This is a genomic window from Lacimonas salitolerans (genome assembly GCF_042677865.1).
GTDB classification, from domain to species: domain Bacteria; phylum Pseudomonadota; class Alphaproteobacteria; order Rhodobacterales; family Rhodobacteraceae; genus Lutimaribacter; species Lutimaribacter salitolerans.
This window is the reverse complement of sequence record NZ_JBHUDD010000157.1, coordinates 70,874-88,251: the sequence shown is the minus strand read 5'-3', so window position 1 is coordinate 88,251 and position 17,378 is coordinate 70,874. Positions and strand designations below refer to the sequence as shown.

At 64.6% G+C, this 17,378-nt stretch carries 22 protein-coding genes; 14 read left to right on the top strand and 8 right to left on the bottom strand.

Annotated features, from left to right (window positions below):
- Positions 1-31 precede the first annotated feature (31 nt).
- The gene (locus tag ACFTOW_RS18565; protein WP_379918532.1) at positions 32-232 is read right to left on the bottom strand and encodes a phosphopantetheine-binding protein; all 201 of its coding nucleotides are present in this window, start codon (positions 230-232) and stop codon (positions 32-34) included.
- Positions 233-502: 270 nt separating this feature from the next.
- Between ACFTOW_RS18565 and ACFTOW_RS18560 the strand changes: the two genes are divergently transcribed.
- Together ACFTOW_RS18560 and ACFTOW_RS18555 are read left to right on the top strand one after the other, a co-directional pair.
- Positions 503-1,072: a hypothetical protein gene (locus ACFTOW_RS18560; RefSeq protein WP_379918530.1), complete on the top strand. Its 570-nt coding sequence runs from the start codon at positions 503-505 to the stop codon at positions 1,070-1,072.
- A gap of 71 nt (positions 1,073-1,143) precedes the next feature.
- Positions 1,144-1,569, top strand: coding sequence for an acyl-CoA transferase (locus ACFTOW_RS18555; protein WP_379918528.1), 426 nt, complete (start codon positions 1,144-1,146; stop codon positions 1,567-1,569).
- Here the strand turns inward: ACFTOW_RS18555 and ACFTOW_RS18550 are convergent.
- Positions 1,542-1,964 (bottom strand): bactofilin family protein, encoded by a 423-nt coding sequence (locus ACFTOW_RS18550; RefSeq protein WP_379918526.1) that lies wholly within the window; start codon positions 1,962-1,964, stop codon positions 1,542-1,544. The two genes, ACFTOW_RS18555 and ACFTOW_RS18550, sit on opposite strands and share 28 nt — an antisense overlap.
- A gap of 189 nt (positions 1,965-2,153) precedes the next feature.
- Between ACFTOW_RS18550 and ACFTOW_RS18545 the strand changes: the two genes are divergently transcribed.
- The 7 genes from ACFTOW_RS18545 to ACFTOW_RS18515 all read left to right on the top strand — a co-directional run bounded on the left by ACFTOW_RS18545 (position 2,154) and on the right by ACFTOW_RS18515 (position 6,606).
- The gene (locus tag ACFTOW_RS18545) at positions 2,154-2,774 is read left to right on the top strand and encodes a phage tail tube protein (RefSeq protein ID WP_379918524.1); all 621 of its coding nucleotides are present in this window, start codon (positions 2,154-2,156) and stop codon (positions 2,772-2,774) included.
- A 267-nt stretch (positions 2,775-3,041) separates the two neighbouring features.
- Complete coding sequence (locus ACFTOW_RS18540) at positions 3,042-3,413, top strand: winged helix-turn-helix domain-containing protein (protein ID WP_379918522.1); 372 nt, start codon at positions 3,042-3,044, stop codon at positions 3,411-3,413.
- Between the two features lie 64 nt (positions 3,414-3,477).
- Positions 3,478-4,269: a molybdate ABC transporter substrate-binding protein gene (gene modA, locus ACFTOW_RS18535; RefSeq protein ID WP_379918520.1), complete on the top strand. Its 792-nt coding sequence runs from the start codon at positions 3,478-3,480 to the stop codon at positions 4,267-4,269.
- A 3-nt stretch (positions 4,270-4,272) separates the two neighbouring features.
- A complete protein-coding gene (gene modB / locus ACFTOW_RS18530; RefSeq protein ID WP_379918518.1) occupies positions 4,273-4,941 on the top strand; it encodes a molybdate ABC transporter permease subunit in 669 nt (222 codons plus the stop codon).
- Positions 4,941-6,041 (top strand): molybdenum ABC transporter ATP-binding protein, encoded by a 1,101-nt coding sequence (modC, locus tag ACFTOW_RS18525; RefSeq protein WP_379918516.1) that lies wholly within the window; start codon positions 4,941-4,943, stop codon positions 6,039-6,041. Before modB ends, modC begins: the two co-directional genes overlap by 1 nt.
- 113 nt (positions 6,042-6,154) lie before the next feature.
- Positions 6,155-6,304: a hypothetical protein gene (locus tag ACFTOW_RS18520; RefSeq protein WP_379918514.1), complete on the top strand. Its 150-nt coding sequence runs from the start codon at positions 6,155-6,157 to the stop codon at positions 6,302-6,304.
- Positions 6,301-6,606, top strand: a complete 306-nt coding sequence (locus ACFTOW_RS18515; protein WP_379918512.1) for a hypothetical protein — start codon at positions 6,301-6,303, stop codon at positions 6,604-6,606. Before ACFTOW_RS18520 ends, ACFTOW_RS18515 begins: the two co-directional genes overlap by 4 nt.
- A 93-nt stretch (positions 6,607-6,699) precedes the next feature.
- On the opposite strand, the gene ACFTOW_RS18510 is transcribed toward ACFTOW_RS18515, so the two are convergent.
- Both ACFTOW_RS18510 and ACFTOW_RS18505 read right to left on the bottom strand, forming a co-directional pair.
- On the bottom strand, positions 6,700-7,149 hold the full coding sequence (locus ACFTOW_RS18510) for a hypothetical protein (protein ID WP_379918510.1): 450 nt from the start codon (positions 7,147-7,149) through the stop codon (positions 6,700-6,702).
- A 60-nt stretch (positions 7,150-7,209) separates the two neighbouring features.
- A complete protein-coding gene (locus tag ACFTOW_RS18505; protein WP_379918508.1) occupies positions 7,210-7,860 on the bottom strand; it encodes a carbonic anhydrase in 651 nt (216 codons plus the stop codon).
- A gap of 147 nt (positions 7,861-8,007) precedes the next feature.
- Between ACFTOW_RS18505 and ACFTOW_RS18500 the strand changes: the two genes are divergently transcribed.
- The 4 genes from ACFTOW_RS18500 (at position 8,008) to speB (ending at position 11,781) form a co-directional block, all read left to right on the top strand.
- Complete coding sequence (locus ACFTOW_RS18500; protein WP_379918506.1) at positions 8,008-8,391, top strand: hypothetical protein; 384 nt, start codon at positions 8,008-8,010, stop codon at positions 8,389-8,391.
- Between the two features lie 74 nt (positions 8,392-8,465).
- Positions 8,466-9,848, top strand: a complete 1,383-nt coding sequence (locus tag ACFTOW_RS18495; protein ID WP_379918504.1) for a leucyl aminopeptidase family protein — start codon at positions 8,466-8,468, stop codon at positions 9,846-9,848.
- Complete coding sequence (locus ACFTOW_RS18490) at positions 9,845-10,687, top strand: C40 family peptidase (RefSeq protein WP_379918502.1); 843 nt, start codon at positions 9,845-9,847, stop codon at positions 10,685-10,687. The genes ACFTOW_RS18495 and ACFTOW_RS18490 overlap by 4 nt, the downstream gene beginning before the upstream one ends.
- A gap of 113 nt (positions 10,688-10,800) precedes the next feature.
- Positions 10,801-11,781, top strand: a complete 981-nt coding sequence (gene speB / locus ACFTOW_RS18485) for an agmatinase (protein WP_379918500.1) — start codon at positions 10,801-10,803, stop codon at positions 11,779-11,781.
- A gap of 16 nt (positions 11,782-11,797) precedes the next feature.
- On the opposite strand, the gene polA is transcribed toward speB, so the two are convergent.
- Positions 11,798-14,590 (bottom strand): DNA polymerase I, encoded by a 2,793-nt coding sequence (gene polA, locus ACFTOW_RS18480; RefSeq protein WP_379918498.1) that lies wholly within the window; start codon positions 14,588-14,590, stop codon positions 11,798-11,800.
- A 93-nt stretch (positions 14,591-14,683) separates the two neighbouring features.
- A complete protein-coding gene (locus ACFTOW_RS18475) occupies positions 14,684-14,863 on the bottom strand; it encodes a zinc-finger domain-containing protein (RefSeq protein ID WP_379918496.1) in 180 nt (59 codons plus the stop codon).
- Positions 14,864-14,936: 73 nt separating this feature from the next.
- Here ACFTOW_RS18475 and ACFTOW_RS18470 point away from each other — a divergent pair, with 73 nt between their 5' ends.
- Entirely contained in the window at positions 14,937-15,866 is a 930-nt protein-coding gene (locus ACFTOW_RS18470; protein WP_379918494.1) for an ABC transporter ATP-binding protein, read from the top strand.
- An 85-nt stretch (positions 15,867-15,951) separates the two neighbouring features.
- On the opposite strand, the gene arfB is transcribed toward ACFTOW_RS18470, so the two are convergent.
- Together arfB and ACFTOW_RS18460 are read right to left on the bottom strand one after the other, a co-directional pair.
- Entirely contained in the window at positions 15,952-16,374 is a 423-nt protein-coding gene (arfB, locus tag ACFTOW_RS18465) for an alternative ribosome rescue aminoacyl-tRNA hydrolase ArfB (protein WP_379918492.1), read from the bottom strand.
- Positions 16,375-16,714: 340 nt separating this feature from the next.
- Positions 16,715-17,350 carry a queuosine precursor transporter gene (locus ACFTOW_RS18460; protein WP_379918490.1) on the bottom strand — a complete coding sequence of 212 codons (636 nt, stop codon included), beginning with the start codon at positions 17,348-17,350 and terminating at the stop codon, positions 16,715-16,717.
- Positions 17,351-17,378: the final 28 nt, after the last annotated feature.

Sequence of the window (17,378 nt, the reverse complement as noted above, 5' to 3'; positions counted from 1 at the left end):
GGCATCACCCTACCGCACAACATCTTGTGCCTCAAGCAAATGACCGGAAACCAAACCACCCACACAAACCGCGAAATAGCCACTCTTTTTCGATGGCCATGGAGATTTCGACGATATCCAGACTGTCAGCGCCGAGGTCGGCGACGAAAGATGCCTCAGACACAAGGTCTGCTTCATCCATGTTAAACTTTGCGGCAATGACTTTTCTGACGCGCTTTGCTGTGTCGCTCATGTCTCTGTATCCTTTTTGATCACAGAAAGGCGCGGCTACACCGTCCTGTTACCTGTTACACGCAAAGCTTTCCCGGTGGATGACGAAATACGCCTTACTTCTTCGCTATGAATACCATGCTATTTCCAAAAAATGACGATAAAATATAACTTAGCCTGCTTGCCAACGTCTGTTGTGTTCAGCGCCCTGCGCCTGAACTTGACCACATCGATTGAGTCACGGGTAAAATAAGGCAATCGTTCGACAAGCGGCAATTCGACACGATTATTGATGCAGAACAGCAAGCAAGCAAGCGGGGTCTTTGTTTTGCCGAAATTCACTCTGGAGTTGTCAGCAGAGGCGATCAGGCTGCTGTTCGACTTACATGGGCAACCTTGTGTGATCGGTGACGTGACACCGTCAAGCCGAAACTTAGACCCTCAAATGGCCGCCTTGCATGGTCTGGCCGCCAGATTATCAAAGCCACCAATTGTGACGACAATTGTGGTTCCGCGTGAGCATGTTCTTTACAAGACACTGCACGTCGATCGCGTGGTGGAGCTCTCAGAACACCAGATCGTCGATTACATCTGTGGCGTGACGCAACTGACCAAAGATGCGATTTGCGTCGATTGGGTTGTTGCTGGATCTGCGGTACATATTGCTGCCATTGAGAAGCTAACTCTCTTGGAAGCCGGTGAATTTGCCAAGCGGCATGGTTTTGTCACAGATGTTTTTACAAGCCATGCACTGACAGGTCAGTTTCCACGACAGCCAGTGTTCAACGATCCGAGTACTCCGAAGCGTCCCAGCTTCATGCCGCGTCAACAACATCCTCGGCAATATCAAGACGGCCAATGACGCCAAAATATGCAGCCTTCGTTTTGCGAGATTGGTCCTGCTTTGCTCCAACATAAAACACCGGAATAATAATGCCCTCCCCCCGCGAAACCATCCTCACCGCCCTGGCGGACCTGTTGCGCACGGTACCGCATGTGCCGATGCTGCGCGGTGAAGTCCTGCCCGAGCGCATCCCACCTGGCGGTCTGATGATCCTGCGCGACGGCAACCCGGGCGAGCCCGGCGTGACGCTGTCGCCGCTGATTTTTCATTACCAGCACCGCGCGGAGCTTGAGGTGATCGTGCAAACGGGCGATGAGCGTGATACGCGCTTCGACCGGCTGATCGGGCGGATCGGTGCGGCCATCTCAGCCGACCGCACCCTGCGCGGGTTGTGCGACTGGGTGGAGGCTGAAGCGCCCGAGCCTGTCGATCTGGCTGTCGAGGGAAGTGCCGCCATCAAAGCGGCGATCATCCCGATCATACTGCATTACGCAGTGGGTGATCCGCTCTCTTGATCTGGTGTTTGGGCGGATCGAGAGGCGACATGACCCTCAATAGTTGCTCCGGATTCAATCACCAGCTTTTGCGCGACGATATCGGCCGTCACTTGTGCAGACGTCTTAAGTGCTACTGAGATGGCCGAGATTGTGCCTTCAAGACGACCCTCAATTGTTACACTGCGGGCTCGGACATTGCCCTTGATTTTGCCAGTCTTGGCAAGGACCAATGTATCGACGGTCAGATCGCCTTCAAATGTACCACCGAAGTCCACAATACCGTCACTTGTCCATTCACCTTTAATAGTGATGCCCTCGTGCAGCACGGATCGACGGGTGTTACTGGCCGCTGCCTCCGCACTGGAAAGCGGGGAGGGTGAGTTTTGGGAGTTATCTTGTGATTTAGCGAACATGGATTTAACGGCCTTCTAAAAGTCTTGGCTTAAGTGTTTGCATTTATGCGCAGCGGTCAAGCTGGCAAAACGATTATGGCGCATTCGCAAAATATTTGAGGCACAGCTGCGCGACCACGCCCCGCTCCGATTGCAGGTGCAATCGCGTGCCACACAACACGGACAATTCAGTGAGAAAAGGAGTTCACGATGGCACGAGCCCAAGGGGCGCGCGCGCAAATGGCGCTGGCGTTCGAGACAACCTATGGCACGCCGCCCGCGAGCGGTTTTACACGCATGCCGTTTGCCAGCACCACGCTGGGGGCAGAACAGCCACTGCTGGCCTCGGAACTGCTGGGCTATGGCCGCGACCCGCTGGCCCCGACCAAGGACGCGGTCACGGCAGACGGCAATATCGTCATTCCGATTGATGCGGCCTCAATCGGGTTTTGGCTCAAGGCCGCCTTTGGCGCCCCCACCACTGCTGGAACCACCAGCAAGACACACAACTTCCAGTCAGGCAGCTGGAACCTGCCATCCTTTGCAATTGAGACCGGCATGCCCGAGCTGCCACGCTATGCGATGTATGCCGGCTGCAAGCTCGACAGCCTGAGCTGGCAGATGGGCCGTGCGGGGCTTCTGACCGCGACGGCAAGCGTTGTGGCGCAAGGCGAGGCAATCGCACCAACGTCAGCGGCGGGCGCGCTGGCCGATCTGACGCTCACCCCAGCGCGCAGGTCATCGGCGAACCAGGCGACAGGCAGGGTTGCGCTCCGGGCATTGGGCAGGCTGAAGACAACCGCCCCATCTGGTCCAACAGCACAGACCTGAAAGCTGCCTTTTGCCAAGTCGATTGCCAAAATACTGATCTTTGATGTCATCGATGTGCCCTCCACTAAGCGAATATAGAACCGTCATGGTATCCGATGCCGGCGGGTGGGGGCATCCACCGCATCAGTTCAAGATGCTCGTCGACTACAGCGTCATGCGGGATCAGGCGCGGGCATGCAATTGAGCATGCTTTCGCGCTGTTTCGTGTCGTCTGCTTCGGCATGATTGTTCTTGCATCCAGCCGAGGCGCTCCACGATAGTAGGGATATGGATGAAAATACCAAACGCCCATTTCTCCGCATCCGGATCGTCTTCGGCGACGCGGAAATGATCGGCCCCGGCAAGGCCGAACTGCTGGAGCGCATTGAACGGACAGGATCGATCGCCGCGGCCGGTCGCGAAATGAGCATGAGCTACAAGCGCGCCTGGCAACTGATTGGAACGTTGAACGCGATGTTCCGCGACCCCCTTGTGGACAGCACACGCGGTGGGCCCGGCGGTGGTGGCGCGGTGCTGACGGAGGCGGGGCGGACCGTCCTGGACCTTTATCGGGCTTTCGAAGCGGAGGCCGCAGCGGGCGGTGCCGCGCGACTCGATGAGATGCGGTCAATGCTTCGGGATATTCCCAAAGAAAAATAACGATTGACCGATATGTCGGCCTCCTGCGATATGTTTCGAGATACATATCTTTTGGGAGATGCCGATGCCGACCCTTCCGAACCGCCGATCCGTCCTGTCGGCGATTGCCGCGATCAGTCTCACCGTCGGTCCGGCCGCAGCCCGGGACGATGCGCCGGTGGTTGCGGCAGCCTCCGATCTGCAATTCGCCGTGGAAGAGATTGCAGCCGCCTTCGAGACCGAGACCGGCATGCGCGTGCGGCTTTCGATGGGCTCGACCGGAAATTTCGCCCGCCAGATTCGCGAGGGCGCCCCGTTCCAGATCTTCATGGCCGCAGACGAGCAGTTCATCGCCGACCTGCACGCTGACGGGCTCACCCGCGACAAAGGCGACCTTTACGCCATCGGGCGCGTCGCCATCATGGTGCCGCATGGATCCACCCTGACGCCTGACGCCGAGCTCGACAATCTGGCTGAAATGCTGGCAGCAGGCCAGATCACCCGCTTCACCATCGCCAACCCCGACCATGCCCCCTATGGCATGCGTGCTCGCGAGGCGCTTATCACCCGCGGGCTCTGGGAGGATCTGCAACCCTTCATGGTGCTGGGCGAGAATGTCAGCCAGGCCGCGCAGTTCGCGCTGTCGGGCAATGCGGAAGGGGGCATCATCGCCTATTCGCTGGCGCTCGCCCCGCAGGTCGCCCCGCAGGGCACGTTTGAACTGATCCCCGAGGACTGGCACGAACCGCTGCGGCAGCGCATGGCACTTCTGAACAATGCAGGGCCGGTGGCGGAGGCGTTCTATGCCTACATGATGGAACCTTCGGCACTGGAGATCATGGCGCGCTACGGATTTGTCGTGCCCGAGGGCCAGTGACGCATGGACTGGACGGCGCTCTGGCTGTCGCTGCGGCTGGCGGGATGGACGGTTGCGTTCCTTCTGCCGGTCGCGGTCATCATGGGGCGCGTGCTGGCCTATCGCCAGTTCCGCGCCAAGGGTCTGGTCGAGGCGCTGGTGATGCTGCCGCTGGTCCTGCCGCCCACGGTCTTCGGGTTCTATCTGCTGGTGGCGTTCGGTCGGAACTCTCGGGTGGGGGACCTGTGGCAGAGCTTTTTTGGCCACCAGCTCGTGTTCAGCTTCGAAGGGCTGGTGGTGGCCTCGATCATCTTCAACCTGCCCTTCGCGATTCAGCCCGCGCAGCGCGGGTTCGAGGCGATCCCCGCCGAGGTACGCGAGGCGGCCAGCTGCTGCGGGATGTCGCCGTTGCGCTCCTTGTGGGCAGTAGAGCTGCCGCTGGCCTGGCCGGGGCTGATGACGGCCATGGTGCTGACCTTCGCGCACACCCTGGGCGAGTTCGGCATCGTGCTGATGGTCGGCGGGTCGATCCCCGGCGAAACCAAGACCATCGCCATTTCCATCTACGATCGGGTGCAGGGGTTCGACGACCGCGGCGCCGCGATCATGTCGGCGGTGCTGGTGGCGATCAGCCTGTTCACCATCGCGGTGACATTCTGGCTGTCGTCCCGTGTCGGGCGGAGGCTTGGTTGATGGCGCTGGAGGTGATGGCGCGGGCCTTGGCGCCCATTCCGCTCGACGTGGCCTTCCGGGTGGAGCCGGGCGAACTGCTGGCGCTGGTCGGCCATTCCGGGTCGGGCAAGACGACCCTTTTGCGCACGATTGCCGGGCTCTGGCGGCCCGAGGCGGCACGGGTGAGGGTGGACGGGGTGCCGTGGCTCGATACCGCGGCCGGGGTGAACCGTCCCGCCCATCGCCGCCGCATTGGCATCGTGTTTCAAAGCTACGCCCTGTTCCCGCACATGACCGCTGTGCGGAACGTGATGGCTGCGATGGACGCGCCCGACCGGGCCGAGGCGGAACGCCTGCTCGATCTGGTCAACCTGCATGGCCTGTCGGACCGAAAGCCAGGGCAGCTTTCGGGCGGGCAGCAGCAGCGCGTTGCGGTGGCGCGGGCGCTGGCGCGGCGCCCACAGGCGCTGCTTCTGGACGAGCCCTTCTCGGCGGTGGACCGCGCGACACGCGAAAAACTCTACGGCGAGATCATTGCACTGCGCGCGCATCTGAAGATGCCGGTGGTTCTTGTCACCCATGACGTGAACGAAGCACAACTGCTGGCCGATCGCATGGTGGTGATCGAGAAGGGACAGGTGGTGCGCGAGGGCACAACCGCCGCGGTCATGGCCGACGCCGAGGCGCTGCGCGCCATGGGCATCCGCGAAGTGGCGGTGATGTTGCCCGCGACGGTGGCCGAACATCTGCCGGACGGGTTGACGCGCCTCGATGCCGCGACCGGCCCCCTGTTCCTGCCCACGATCGAGGGCGCGCCGGGCACGCGGGTGCGGGTGCGGATCATGGCGCATGAGGTGATCATGTCGCGTGCGCGGCCCGAGGGTCTGTCGGCGCAGAACATTCTGGCGGGCACCGTGACCAAGGTCGTGCCCGGCGCGGGGCCGGGGGTGATGATCCATGTCGCGGTGGGCGCGCATGAGATCCTTTCCCGCATCACCCGCCGCGCGGCCGACCAGCTGGCGCTGCGGCCGGGCGACACGGTGTACGCGATCCTGAAATCCATGTCGGTCGCCCGCGATCACGTTGCGCGCGCCCCCGACATGGGTCGGGCGGCCGACTGATCCGCCCGAACCGCCCCGTTCTCGCCTTCGGCATCGCCGCCGCCGCCGGCACGGCAGGCGGGCCGATCGGCCTCGGAGGGGCGGACTTTCGCCTGCCTGCGAGGGCAGGCACCTTGCGCTTTTCGGCGCGCGAGGCGGTGGCGGTGGCGGTGGCGGTGAACCTTGTGGCCAGCCTGATCATGCGCGCCGCCGCCTTCACGTTCCGCGCGGCGACCGTGCCGATGGCCGAAACGCGCCGCATCTGCCTGCCATTCAGGGAATGATCGCGGCATCCATGTCCGCCGCATGGATCGGTGCGGGCTGGCTGTGCCGTGCGTCGGACAAACTCTTGGAACGGCTGATCCCGCGTGTGGCGCTCGGGCAAATCCTGATCGCCGACGGGCTGTTCGTGGCCGCACCGGCGCGCCAGGGCAGGCCGGGCACGACGATCCGCGTGCGCGTCGCCGCGCAAGAGGCGATCCTGTCCCGCGACCGCGCGCAGGGCCTGTCGGCGATCGACATCCTGGCAGGCCGGATCACCGATATCCGTTGGGGCTGGGCACGGGCCAAGCCTGCCGTGCCGTGATCAAGACCATCGCGGTCGCGCCCGCGAACGTGGGCACCGGTCGTTAGCAATTGGTGGTACGGTAGAGCGCGTTCAAGGCTGGCGTGACGGGGTCTACCCCACCGTCGCCGCCAGCGCGGCACTGGCCAGCCCGTAGCCCGCGAACACGAACAACAGCGCGTGGTTCAGCGTGACCAAGCGGAACCGCGCCACCACGGCGCCGATGGCCGCGCCCGCCAGCACCAGATGACTGCCCGCGACCAAACCCAGCAAGGGCAGGTAATGCACCGCGGCAGGTGTGATGTCGGGATCAAGAAAGATCTTGGTCAACAGGGCAATGGCCATGCCCACGGGCACCATCAGAACCCCGGTCGCCAGCACTTTGAGAAAGCCTGTGCGATTCAGGGCCGGACCGGTTGCCGACCCTTGCCCGCAAGAGCCACCCGGATCGACGGTGCCGGCCAGCATCTGCACCTGACCCGAATTCTGGCTGATCCGCGCAAGGCGGTCCTGAAAGCTCTGCTGGCACATGCCGGTCCCCATCCCATCCAGTGACTTTTCCAACCGATGGCGGATCATCGCGGCAGGATCAGGGGCAAATCGGGCCGATTTCAGGGCAGGCGGTCAGACCCGACCGAACGCGCCCCTGTCGACGTCAAAGTATTCCAGACTGCCCTCGCCGATATCCGTCCACAGCCCGTGCAGCGACAGCTTGCCGCTTTTCACCGCCGCCTCGACAAAGGGAAAGGTCATCAGGTTTTCAAGGCTCACCAGAACCGCCTGCCGTTCCAGCGCGCCGCGCCGTGCCTCCAGCGGTTCGATCTCTTTCACGCGCTCGTATCCGGGGCGCAGGATATCCATCCAGCGTCCGACAAAGCTGGTCTTTTCCTCCAGTTCCGGCGCATGGCCGCTGCACATGTCGAAACAGCCCTGCACGCCACCGCAGTTGGAATGGCCCAGCACGATGACATGCGCCACCTTCAGCGCGTTCACTGCATATTCCACCGCCGCCGAGGTCCCATGCTGCAGCCCGTCGGGCTTGTAGGGCGGCACCAGGTTGGCGATGTTGCGGTGGATGAAGAACTCGCCCTGATCCGCCCCGAAGATCGAGGTGACATGCACCCGGCTGTCACAGCACGAAATCACCATGGCGCGCGGGTGCTGCCCGCTTTCGGCCAGATGGCGGTACCAGCTTTCGTTTTCCTTGTATGTCGTGGCCTTCCAGCCCTGATAGCGTTGCACCAGATAGCTTGGCAGGGGTTTGGCGTGCTGCATGAAAATGTCCGTCCTGTCTTGGCCTGCCGGGCGTCTTAGCCCGAATTCGACGCGAATTCGAGAGGAAACACCGATCCGTCTAAACCTTTTGGAAGGGTGTTGGCCGCAGGTTCTGGCCGGTGGGGGTCGCAAGACCAAAGGGGTGAGATGTTGGAACAGGTCACGGTGTTGCAGAATGACGAGGTTATCCGCCTCGATCAGGACAGGCTTGGTGCGCTTTATGACCGGCTGGGGCCGTCAGGGGCCGAGGATGTGGTGTGCCGCGCGATGGAAGAACTGGCCGCACGGCTGTCGCAGATCGACCGCGACTACCGCGCCGCCCAGTGGGCCGAGTTGCGCAAGGGCGCGCGCGCGCTGGCCGCGATTGCTGATCAGATGGGGATGGCGACACTGGCGCGGGTGGGGCGCGATGTCACGACCTGCGTCGATGCGGGCGACCGGGTGGCGCTGGCCGCCGTGCTGTCGCGGCTGTTCCGGTCGGGCGAACGCTCGTTGACGGCGGTGTGGGACATGCAGGGCCTGACGGTCTAGGCGTGGCAGGGGCTTGCGGTCGGGCACAGGGCGCGTAACCTGCGCGGCAAAACGCCAGAAGCAGGACAGATATCATGACGCCGCAATTCGCCGATCCCACCGCGCCCGCCCTTCCCATCCACGTGGTCGAGGATGGCGGGCAACAGGCATGGGCACAGGATCAGCCGCCCCATGTGCAGGCCTGGGTGGCGGCCAACCGCTTTACCGGCGCACTCGGCACCCACTTGCTGATCCCCGGCCCCGACGGCGCGCTTGTGGCGGTGCTGGCAGGCTACGGCACACCCGCCACCCGCGCCCGCGGGCGGTTCCACCTGGCAGCCATGGCCGCAGCCCTGCCCGAGGGCGCGTATGCCATCGCCTGCGGCCTGCCCGCCGATGCCGCGCAGACCGAGGCACTGGGCTGGCTGCTGGCCGGCTACGGGTTTGACCGCTACAAGGACCAGACCCCCGCCAAGGCCCGGCTGGCCGCCCCTGATGGTGTCGATGCCGACCGACTGCTGGCCATCGCAACGGGCGAATACCTGACGCGCGACCTGATCAACACGCCCGCCGCCGACATGGGCCCCGAGGCGCTGGAACAGGCCGCCCGCGATCTGGCCGCGCAGCACGGCGCCGACATCACCGTCACCACCGGCGACGACCTGCTGACGCAGAACCTGCCGCTGATCCACACCGTGGGCCGCGCCGCGGCCCAGCCCCCCCGCCTGATCGACATGACATGGGGCGACGCCGGCCCGACCCTGACGCTGGCGGGCAAGGGCGTGTGTTTCGACACCGGCGGGCTGAACCTCAAGCCCGGTGCCTCGATGGGGCTGATGAAAAAGGACATGGGCGGCGCGGCCACCGTGATGGGGCTGGCGCAAATGATCATGGCGCTGAAGCTGCCGCTGCGCCTGCGCGTGCTGATCCCGGCGGTGGAAAACAGCGTCTCGGCCAGTGCCTTTCGCCCCGGCGATATCCTGACCGCGCGCAACGGCAAGACGGTCGAGATCAACAACACCGACGCCGAAGGGCGGCTGGTGCTGGCCGATGCGCTGACCCTGGGGGCCGAGGGCACGCCCGACCTGATGATCTCGATGGCCACCCTGACGGGGGCCGCGCGCGTGGCCGTGGGGCCGGATCTGGCCCCGTTCTACACCGATGACGATGCCATGGCGCAGGCGCTGACCCTCGCCGCCGCCCGCGTGGCCGATCCGGTCTGGCGCATGCCGTTCCACACCCCGTATGAATCGATGATCGAGCCGGGGATTGCCGATCTCGACAACGCGCCTGCGGGCGGGTTCGCCGGGTCGATCACCGCAGCCCTGTTCCTGCGCCGCTTTGCTGGTGACACGCCCTATACCCATTTCGACATCTACGGCTGGCAACCGGCCCCCGCCCCCGCCAGGCCCAAGGGCGGCGTGGGCATGGGCGCGCGCGCGCTGCTCGACGCGCTGCCGGGGGTGCTGGGCCTGTGACCGACCGGCGCAGCCTTGCCAGCAACGGCCATGTCGCCGATGCCGCGCTCCGGGGCAGGGTGCAGGCCGAGCGCTATGCCGATCCGGTGCCGCACCTCGTCACGGCGGTCGTGACCGACCTGCTGGCCCGCCCCGACGGCCCGCGCGACCGGCAACTGGTTCTGGGCGAGGGGTTCATGGCGCTCGACACCCGCGATGGCGCGGTCTTCGGCATGGCCGCGCGCGACGGCTATGTCGGCTGGATCGTGGCGGGCGACCTGAGCGCCGCGCCACCCCGGCCGCCGACCCACCGCATCACCGCCGCCCGCAGCTATGGCAAATCCACCCCGGGGCTCAAAGCCATGGGCGATGTCACGCCCCTGCCCATGGGCACGCGCCTGACCGTGCTCGACAGCGCCGGGGGCTGGGCGCAGGTCGCGCCCGGTCTGTTTGTGCCGGAACAGCACCTGTCGCCCATCGACACCGTCGAACCCGACCCGGTCGCCGTGGCCGAACGGCTGATCGGCACGCCCTACCTCTGGGGCGGCAACGCATCCTTCGGCATCGACTGTTCCGGCCTTGTCCAGATCGCCTGCCACGCCTGCGGCCTCGACTGCCCGGGCGACAGCGACCAGCAACAGGCCGCGCTTGGCCAGACCCTGACGCCGGGCACCCCGCCGCAACGCGGTGACCTGATGTTCTGGCCCGGCCATGTCGCCTGGGTCAGCGACGCGCAGACGCTGATCCACGCCAATGCCCATCACATGGCCGTCGCGTATGAGCCGATCGAAACCGCCATCGCCCGCATCTCTGCCGCCGGCGACGGCCCGCCCACGCGCCACGCCCGCTTGACGGGATAGGGGCGTCCCTGCTTCATCTTGCCAGGTAAACTCCGGGGGTGTGGGGGCTGGCCCCCACTCCGACACAGGCCAAACACGCAACGCCCAAACACGCAACGCAAGGAAACCGCGCCATGTCCGATCCGTTCTTTCACCCCGTCTCGGGCTTTGATCTGCCGCGTTTTGCCGGTGTGCCCAGCTTCATGCGGCTGCCGCATGTGCCGCTGGATCATCCGCGCCTGTCCGAGGTGCAGCTTGGCCTTGTCGGCGTGCCATGGGACAGCGGCACCACCAACCGCCCCGGCCCGCGCCACGGGCCTCGGCAGTTGCGCGACGCCTCGACCATGATCCGCGCCCAGCATGGCGTCACCGGCCTGCGCCCGTTCGAGATGGTCAATTGCGCCGATCTGGGCGATGTGGGGCCGAACCCCGCCGATATTCCCGACAGCATGGCGCGCATCACCGCGTTTTTCGACGACCTGCGCGGCCATGGCATCACCCCGCTGACGGCGGGCGGCGATCATCTGACCTCGCTGCCGGTCCTGCGCGCCCTTGCCAAGGACGCCCCGTTGGGCATGGTGCATTTCGACAGCCACACCGACCTGTTTCACAGCTATTTCGGCGGCACCATGTACACCCATGGCACGCCCTTCCGCCGCGCGGTCGAGGAAGGGCTGCTGGATCCCGCGCGCGTCGTCCAGATCGGCATCCGCGGCACCGCCTATGACAGCGAGGACCGCGATTTCGCCCGGTCCGTCGGCATCCGCGTCATCCCGATCGAAGAGTTTCACGCCCGCGGCACCGCCGATGTGATGGCCGAGGCGCGCCAGATTGTCGGCGATGCGCCCACCTATGTCAGTTATGACATCGATTTCGTCGATCCGGCATTCGCCCCCGGCACCGGCACGCCCGAGGTGGGCGGCCCGAACAGTCACCAGGCGCTTGAGGTCGTGCGCGCGCTGCACGGGCTGAACATCGCCGGTGCCGATCTGGTCGAGGTGTCGCCGCCCTTCGACCCCGGCGGCGGGACCGCCTTTCTGGGCGTGTCGATCATGTTCGAACTGCTCTGCGTGATGGCTCCGGCCATTGCCGGGGCAGGGCCAGCAGCATCATAGCGCAGGGCGAAAGGCGTCAGTGCGCCTGCGCCCAGTTGGCCCCGCGCCCGGCATCCACGATCAGCGGCACATCCAGCCTGACCGCCGGTTCCGCCGCGCCTTCCATCACCTCGCGGGCGACAGCGATCACCTTGTCTGCGGCCTCCTCGTCGACCTCGAACAGCAGTTCGTCATGCACCTGCAAGAGCATGGTCGCGGGCAGCCCGGCAATCGCCGCCGGCATCCGCACCATCGCGCGCCGGATCACATCCGCCGCCGTGCCCTGGATCGGCGCGTTGATCGCCGCGCGCTTGGCGAACCCGGCCCCCGGCCCCTTGGCGTTGATCTCGGGCGTATGGATCTTGCGCCCGAACAGGGTCTGGACGAACCCGTGTTCCTTGGCAAATCCGATCGTCTCGTCCATATAACCGCGAATGCCGGGGAAGCGTTCGAAATAGCGGTCGATGAACCCCTGCGCCTCGGATCGCGGGATGCGCAGGTTGCGCGCCAGACCAAAGCCCGAAATGCCATAGATCACGCCAAAATTGATTGCCTTGGCGCGGCGGCGGATGTCCGGCGTCATCTGGTCCATCGGCACGTCGAACATTTCCGATGCGGTCATCGCGTGAATGTCCTGCCCGTCGCGGAACGCTTCCTTCAGCGCGTCGATCCCCGCCACATGCGCAAGGATACGCAGCTCGATCTGGGAATAATCCAGCGCCAGCAGGACCTTGCCCTCGGGCGCCACGAAGGCCTCGCGGATGCGTCGCCCCTCTTCGCTGCGGATCGGGATGTTCTGCAGGTTCGGATCGGTCGAGGCCAGCCGCCCCGTGCTGGCCCCCGTTTGCAGATACGAGGTATGCACCCGCCCGGTATCGGGATCGATATGATCCTGCAACGCGTCCGTATAGGTCGATTTCAGCTTGCTGACCTGCCGCCAGTCCAGGATCCGCGCAGGCAGGTCATGCATCGTCGCCAAATCCTCCAGCACGTCCGCCGGGGTGGAATACTTGCCGGTCTTGCCCCGCTTGCCGCCTTCCAGCCCCATCCTCTCGAACAGGATCTCGCCCACCTGCGCGGGCGATCCGACGTTGAATTTCTCGCCCGCCAGCCCGTGAATCTCGTCCTCAAGCTGCGCCATCTTCTGCGCGAACGCGCCCGACATGCGCGACAGCACCTGGCGGTCCACGAGGATGCCCGCCATCTCCATTGCCGCCAGCACCGGCACCAGCGGGCGCTCCAGCGTCTCGTACACCGTGGTCACCCGGGTCTGGTGCAACTGCGGCTTGAACCGCTGCCACAGCCGCAGGGTGATATCCGCATCCTCGGCGGCATAGCGCGTGGCGGTGTCGATATCGACCCGGTCAAAGGTGATCTGCGCCTTGCCGCTGCCGATCAGCTCCTTGATCGGGATCGGCGTGTGGCCCAGATACCGCTCGGCCAACGCATCCATCCCGTGCCCATGCAGCCCTGCGTTCATCGCATAGGACATCAGCATCGTGTCATCGATGGGCGCGACGGTGATGCCATAGCGCGCAAGGATCTTGGCGTCGTATTTCATGTTCTGCCCGATCTTCAGGATCGCGGCATCCTCCAGCACGGGCTTCAGCAGCGCCAGAACATCGTCCAGGGCCAATTGCCCCTCGATCAGCGCGTACGACCCGAACAGGTCATCCGCACCACCCGCCTTGTGCCCGACAGGGATATAGCAGGCCGCCCCCGGCTCCACCGCAAGGCAGATGCCCACCAGATCGGCCTGCATCTCGTTCAGACCGGTGGTTTCGGTGTCCACCGCCACATAGCCCCGCTCGGTGATGCGCTCGACCCAGAGCTGCAGTGCATCCATGTCGCGCACGCACTCATACGCCTCGGGCGTGAACGGCACCTCGGCCGGACCCTCCACTTCGGTGCCGCGCGGGTCGGTGTCCATGACCACGGGGGGCTCGGCCCCCAGCGCATCGGCGATGCGTTTCGACAGGGTGCGGAACTCCATCTCGGCCAGAAACCCCAGCAGGGTGTCCGGCTCGGGCTCGCGCACTTCCAGATCGTCCAGAGTGAAGGGCAGGTCCATCCCGCAATCCAGTTGCACCAGCCGCTTGGACAGCTCGATCTGCGCGCGATGCTCGATCAGGGTCTGGCGGCGCTTGGGCTGGGTGATCTCTTCGGCCCGGTCCAGCAAGGCCTCCAGCGAGCCGAACTCGTTGATCAGCAGCGCCGCCGTCTTGATCCCGATGCCGGGTGCGCCGGGCACGTTGTCCACCGAATCCCCGGCCAGCGCCTGCACATCCACCACGCGATCGGGTTCCACGCCGAACTTTTCCAGCACCCCCTCGCGGTCGATGCGGCGGTTCTTCATCGGGTCCAGCATTTCCACGCCGTCCCCCACAAGCTGCATCAGATCCTTGTCCGAGGACAGGATGGTGACTCGCCCACCGGCCTCGCGCGCGCGGCAGGCCAGCGTGGCGATGATGTCATCGGCCTCGAATCCTTCGATCTCCTTGCAGGCGATGTTGAACGCCTCGGTCGCCGCCCGCGTCAACGGGATCTGCGGGCGCAGATCCTCGGGCATTTCGTCGCGGTTGGCCTTGTACTGGTCGTACATCTCGTTGCGGAAGGTGTGGCTGCCCTTGTCGAACACCACGGCCACATGGGTCACATCCCCGCCCGCGTTGCCCTCGACATAGCGTTGCAGCATGTTGCAAAAGCCCGACACCGCGCCGATCGGCAACCCATCCGATTTCCGCGTCAGCGGCGGCAGCGCGTGATAGGCGCGAAAGATGAATGCCGACCCGTCGATCAGATGCAGATGGCACCCCTTGCCAAAGCTCATAACGCCCCCTTGCCGCGGTCCCGCAGCTTCATCTTGCCAAATAAACTCCCGCCGGAGGCTCCCCAGCGTGCCGCAAACGCCCGCGCCCGCGGTTCAGACCTTGCCCTCGAAGTCACGGTGCACGTATTTCGCATCGCAATAGGGGCATTCCACAAAACCGGTTTCATGCGGAATCTGCAACCAGACGCGCGGATGACCCAGCGCGACCCCGCCCCCGTCACAGGCGATGCGCCAGCTGTCCACAACCTTGGTTTCCGGGGCATCAATCGTCATCGGGCACATTCCCTTTCGGCAGCTCTTGGGTTAGCCCCTTATGGGCGAAGCAGCGAAAAGGGGCAAGACCGCCATGACCGGCAACGCCATCGAAATCAACGGCCTGCGCAAGACCTATGCCGGCCAGAAAGGCACCGGCCCCAAGGAGGCGCTCAAGGACATCGACCTGACGATTCCGCAAGGGTCGGTCTTTGGCCTGCTGGGGCCGAACGGGGCAGGCAAGTCGACGCTGATCAACATCCTGGCCGGGCTGGTGGTGAAAACCGCCGGTCAGGTACGGATCTGGGGCTTTGATCAGGATGTGAACCCGCGCCAGTCGCGCGCGGCCATCGGGGTGATGCCGCAGGAACTCAACCTCGATCCCTTCTTCACGCCCCGCGCCGCCCTCGAGGTGCAGGCGGGTCTTTACGGCGTGCCGAAATCGCAGCGCCGCAGCGACGAGATACTTGCGCTGGTCGGGCTGGAGGACAAGGCCGAGGCCTATGCCCGCACCCTGTCGGGCGGCATGCGACGGCGGCTGCTGCTGGCCAAGGCGTTGGTGCACAGCCCGCATATCCTTGTGCTGGACGAACCCACCGCCGGTGTGGACATCGAACTGCGCCAGATGCTCTGGGCCAATGTGCGCAAGCTGAACGAACAGGGCATGACCATCATCCTGACCACGCATTACCTGGAAGAAGCCGAAGAGATGTGCGACGAGATCGCCATCATCAACAACGGGGAAAAGGTGGCGCAGGACAGCACCGCCAACCTGCTGGGCCGGATCGACCGCAAGACCATGGTGATTCACCCGGCCAGCGCGGCGGAAACCCTGCCGTCGGGGCCGGGCATGACGGTGACGAAACGGGCCGACGGGGCCATCGTCATCACCTACCGCGCCGCCGACACCCCGGCCGAGGCGGTGCTGGACGCGGTCCACGCCGCCGGAATCTCCATCCGCGACGTGAAAACCGCCGAGGCGGATCTGGAAGAGGTGTTTCTGGAACTCACCCGCTCGCGGTGACGCACCCGAGATTTTTCGTACGAAAAATCTCGCATCCCCCGGCCGCCGACCCACGAGAATTTTCGGATGAAAATTCTCGGGTCTGTCACTCCTCGCCGGTCACCTTGCCGCGCAGGGCCTTGACCTCGCCGCGCACCTTCTTGGCCTTGATCCGGCGCTTTTTTGCGCCCAGCGTGGGCCGCGTGGCGATGCGCCGCTTGGGGGCATGGGTGGCCTGTTCAATCAGGGCGGCCAGACGGTCGCGCGCGATCTCGCGGTTGCGGGCCTGGCTGCGTGTCTCATCGACCTGGATCACCAGCGCGCCTTCCTTGGTCCAGCGCCGCCCGGCCAGCCGTTTCAGCCGCGCCTTGATCGCCCCCGTCAGGTTGGGCGAGCGCGCAGCCTCGAACCTCAGCTCCACCGCCGAGCTGACCTTGTTCACATTCTGCCCGCCCGGCCCGCTGGCGCGGATGAACTGCTCGGTCAGCTCCCAGTCTTCGATGGTGATCTTGTCGCTGATGTGCAGCATGGCTCTGTTCCCTTGCGCACCGACGCATCCTCTGGCGTGGCCTGCGTGCGCAAATCGCGTATGTATGGTCTGTGCACGCAGTGTGCATGATTTGTGCGACCCCTGAAAAGCGGAAAGGGCCGCCCGATCGCTCGGACGGCCCCACAGAATTCGGAGGTGGCCTCGGTTAGGTATGAACCACCAATTCAGGTTCGGCACGCCCAAGGGCTGCCTCAGACTTGCGCCCCCTGAACTGTTCCGACACCTCTCTCCAACATCCCATTAGACACTAGAGCACCTCCTTTCTGCTGTTGATACTATCTGTAGCCTGCCAACAGAAATCGGTTCTGTCAAAACAAAATCATGTGGTGCGCGGTATAAGTGTCCCCACAATGATGCGAAAAGGCACAAGTGCCAAAATCGCAAGCGACAGCTTGACCAACCAGTCCGCCACCGCCAGAGACACCCACAAGGGCACCGTCGGGCCAAGGCCCAGCAGGGGCAGCGCCTCGCCTGCCCAGGACACGTCATTGGCCGGTTCCAGCCAGATCAGCGCGCCGGAAAAGGCGATGGTGAAGAACAGCGCCGTATCCAGCGACGACCCCACCAGCGTGGAGGCCAGCGGTGCCCGCCACCACCGCCCCTCGCGCAGGCGATTAAATACCACGATATCAACAAGTTGCGCGGTAAGGAACGCCAGCCCCGAGCCGATGGCGATGCGCAGGGTCACGGCAGGATAGGTATATCCGTCGCCCTGCAGCATGATCTGCGTCCCCACAAGCGAGCAAATCACACCGACGATGAATCCCACCACCACCACGCGGCGGGCAGCGGCCACGCCGTAGACGCGGTTCATCACGTCGGTGACAAGAAAGGCCAGCGGATAGGTAAAGGCCCCCCAGGTCAGCCATTGGCCGAACAGGAATTGCACAAGGATGTTCGAGGCCACGACGATGGCGGCCATGGCAAGAATGCCGGGAAGATGGGTGCGGGTCATGATGTGATCCGTTTTTACAAGGTTGCGG

What these genes read in the sequence shown, in the direction of transcription:
- modB (WP_379918518.1), top strand. Translation starts at nt 4,273, where the DNA reads ATGGACTGGACGGCGCTCTGGCTGTCGCTGCGGCTGGCGGGATGGACG.
- polA (WP_379918498.1), bottom strand. Translation starts at nt 14,590, where the DNA reads ATGAGCTTTGGCAAGGGGTGCCATCTGCATCTGATCGACGGGTCGGCA.
- ACFTOW_RS18475 (WP_379918496.1), bottom strand. Translation starts at nt 14,863, where the DNA reads ATGACGATTGATGCCCCGGAAACCAAGGTTGTGGACAGCTGGCGCATC.
- ACFTOW_RS18500 (WP_379918506.1), top strand. Translation starts at nt 8,008, where the DNA reads ATGTTGGAACAGGTCACGGTGTTGCAGAATGACGAGGTTATCCGCCTC.
- ACFTOW_RS18460 (WP_379918490.1), bottom strand. Translation starts at nt 17,350, where the DNA reads ATGACCCGCACCCATCTTCCCGGCATTCTTGCCATGGCCGCCATCGTC.
- speB (WP_379918500.1), top strand. Translation starts at nt 10,801, where the DNA reads ATGTCCGATCCGTTCTTTCACCCCGTCTCGGGCTTTGATCTGCCGCGT.
- ACFTOW_RS18540 (WP_379918522.1), top strand. Translation starts at nt 3,042, where the DNA reads ATGGATGAAAATACCAAACGCCCATTTCTCCGCATCCGGATCGTCTTC.
- ACFTOW_RS18470 (WP_379918494.1), top strand. Translation starts at nt 14,937, where the DNA reads ATGACCGGCAACGCCATCGAAATCAACGGCCTGCGCAAGACCTATGCC.
- ACFTOW_RS18565 (WP_379918532.1), bottom strand. Translation starts at nt 232, where the DNA reads ATGAGCGACACAGCAAAGCGCGTCAGAAAAGTCATTGCCGCAAAGTTT.
- modC (WP_379918516.1), top strand. Translation starts at nt 4,941, where the DNA reads ATGGCGCTGGAGGTGATGGCGCGGGCCTTGGCGCCCATTCCGCTCGAC.
- ACFTOW_RS18545 (WP_379918524.1), top strand. Translation starts at nt 2,154, where the DNA reads ATGGCACGAGCCCAAGGGGCGCGCGCGCAAATGGCGCTGGCGTTCGAG.
- ACFTOW_RS18495 (WP_379918504.1), top strand. Translation starts at nt 8,466, where the DNA reads ATGACGCCGCAATTCGCCGATCCCACCGCGCCCGCCCTTCCCATCCAC.
- ACFTOW_RS18550 (WP_379918526.1), bottom strand. Translation starts at nt 1,964, where the DNA reads ATGTTCGCTAAATCACAAGATAACTCCCAAAACTCACCCTCCCCGCTT.
- modA (WP_379918520.1), top strand. Translation starts at nt 3,478, where the DNA reads ATGCCGACCCTTCCGAACCGCCGATCCGTCCTGTCGGCGATTGCCGCG.
- ACFTOW_RS18515 (WP_379918512.1), top strand. Translation starts at nt 6,301, where the DNA reads ATGATCGCGGCATCCATGTCCGCCGCATGGATCGGTGCGGGCTGGCTG.
- ACFTOW_RS18555 (WP_379918528.1), top strand. Translation starts at nt 1,144, where the DNA reads ATGCCCTCCCCCCGCGAAACCATCCTCACCGCCCTGGCGGACCTGTTG.
- ACFTOW_RS18560 (WP_379918530.1), top strand. Translation starts at nt 503, where the DNA reads ATGCAGAACAGCAAGCAAGCAAGCGGGGTCTTTGTTTTGCCGAAATTC.
- arfB (WP_379918492.1), bottom strand. Translation starts at nt 16,374, where the DNA reads ATGCTGCACATCAGCGACAAGATCACCATCGAAGACTGGGAGCTGACC.
- ACFTOW_RS18505 (WP_379918508.1), bottom strand. Translation starts at nt 7,860, where the DNA reads ATGCAGCACGCCAAACCCCTGCCAAGCTATCTGGTGCAACGCTATCAG.